Source organism: Streptomyces sp. SID14436, from assembly GCF_010548465.1.
Lineage (GTDB): Bacteria > Actinomycetota > Actinomycetes > Streptomycetales > Streptomycetaceae > Streptomyces.
In genome coordinates this window covers 1-1,806 of record NZ_JAAGMD010000151.1, presented here as the reverse complement: position 1 = coordinate 1,806, position 1,806 = coordinate 1, and the positions used below count along the sequence as shown (strand labels likewise).

Annotated in this window: 2 protein-coding genes and 1 pseudogene; 2 read left to right on the top strand and 1 reads right to left on the bottom strand. The window is 76.4% G+C overall.

Going from position 1 to position 1,806, the window contains the following annotated elements:
• Window positions 1-631: pseudogene (locus G3I53_RS05720) on the top strand (cobyrinic acid a,c-diamide synthase); the annotation flags it as partial.
• Window positions 632-671: 40 nt separating this feature from the next.
• Here G3I53_RS05720 and G3I53_RS05715 read toward each other — a convergent pair.
• Entirely contained in the window at window positions 672-1,400 is a 729-nt protein-coding gene (locus G3I53_RS05715; protein WP_164335281.1) for a ZIP family metal transporter, read from the bottom strand.
• 94 nt (window positions 1,401-1,494) lie between these two features.
• On the opposite strand from G3I53_RS05715, the gene G3I53_RS05710 reads away from it, so the two are divergent.
• Window positions 1,495-1,806 (top strand): cobalamin biosynthesis protein (locus G3I53_RS05710; protein ID WP_164438083.1); only part of this gene is annotated, 312 nt, incomplete at its 3' end.

Here is a 1,806-nt window from a genome sequence, read left to right as displayed (position 1 = left end):
GGCGGACGGCACGCCGGAGGGCGGGCGCCGGGTGCGCGTGGCCGTGGCCGGCGGCCGGGCGTTCACCTTCACCTACGCCGAGCACTGCGAACTCCTCGCCGCGGCCGGGGCGGAGGTCGTCCCCTTCGATCCGCTGCGGGACGAGCACCTGCCGGACGGCGTGGACGGCCTGGTGATCGGCGGCGGGTTCCCCGAGGTGTACGCGGCGGAGCTGTCCGCCAACGAGCAGCTGCGCAAGGCGGTGGCCCAGCTCGCCCTCGGCGGCGCCCCGGTGGCGGCCGAGTGCGGCGGGCTGCTGTACCTGTGCCGGGACCTGGACGGGCTGCCGATGTGCGGGGTGCTGGACGCCTCCGCCCGGATGACCGGACGGCTGACGCTCGGCTACCGGGACGCCGTGGCCCTGACCGGCAGTGCGCTGGCCGCCGCGGGCACCCGGATGCGGGGGCACGAGTTCCACCGGACGGTGGTGGAGCCGGGTGCCGGGCCGGAGCCGGCCTGGGGCCTGCGGACGCCCGAGCCGCGCGTCGAGGGGTTCGTACGGGACGGGGTGCACGCGAGCTACCTGCACACCCACTGGGCGGCCGAGCCGTCGGTGGCCCGGCGGTTCGTCGAGCGGTGCCGGGCCTCGTGAACGGGCCGGAACGCCCGGGAGGGCCGGTGTCCGCCCGCGCTCAGTGCGCGGTGCCCACCACCAGCCAGATGAACAGCACGCCCGCGACGGTGCACAGCAGCGTGGAGCGGGCCGGGTGCTCGTGATGCGCCTCGGGCAGGATCTCGGCCGCCGCGAGATAGAGCAGCGCCCCGGCGAACAGGCCCAGGTAGCCGCCGAGTACGGGTTCGGGGAGGCTGAACAGCATCGTGGAGGCGGCCCCCGCGACGGGAGCGACGGCGTCCGCGAGGAGCATGCCGAGCGCCCGCCGGCGGGCGTTGCCGTACACCCGCGTGAGCGTGTACGTGTTGAAGCCGTCCGCGAAGTCGTGCGCGATCACCGCCACCGCGACGGCGGCGCCCATGCCGCCGCCGACCTGGAATGCGGCCCCGATCGCCACCCCGTCCATGGCGCTGTGCCCGACCATCGCGGCGGCCGCCGTGAGGCCCACCTGCGGGGCCCGTCCGTTGTGCTCCTCCGCGCCGTGCGCGGCCTGCCGGTGGGCCAGCAGCCGCTCCACCAGGTGGGCCAGCAGGAAGCCGCCCACGAACAGCAGCAGACCGGCCGGCACGCCGTACACCTCGGTCCCGGCGGCCTCCAGGGCCTCCGGGAGCAGTTCGAGGCCGACCACGCCGAGCATCAGTCCGCCGGCCAGGCCCAGCACGAGGTGGCGGCGGTCGGTCACGCGGTGCGCCGTCCAGCCGCCGGCCAGCGTCATCAGGAACGCGCCGAGCGCGACGAGTACGGCCATGGGCCCCTTCGTAGCGGATCGTGCGCGCGTGATGCACGCGTGACGGCGTTTCTTCACTCGCCGTCGTGACCGGGAGCAGGAGAGGACGACCCCCATGGCCGAGGCCGACGTGGTGACCGCACCGCCCCGCGTCGTGGTCGGCGTGGGCGCGTCGACCGGCGTCGACGCAGAGGAGGTGCTCGCGCTGGTGGAGGACACCCTGCGGGAGGCGGGGCTGCCGGTGGCGTCCGTCGCCGAACTGGCCACCGTGGACTCCCGGGCCGCCGAACCGGGCCTGGTGGAGGCGGCGCGGCGGCTCGGCGTGCCGCTCGTGGCGTACGGGCCCCGGGACCTGGCGCGGGTCGAGGTGCCGCACCCCTCGGCCGTGCCGCTGGCCGCGGTCGGCACCCCGTCGGTGGCGGAGGCC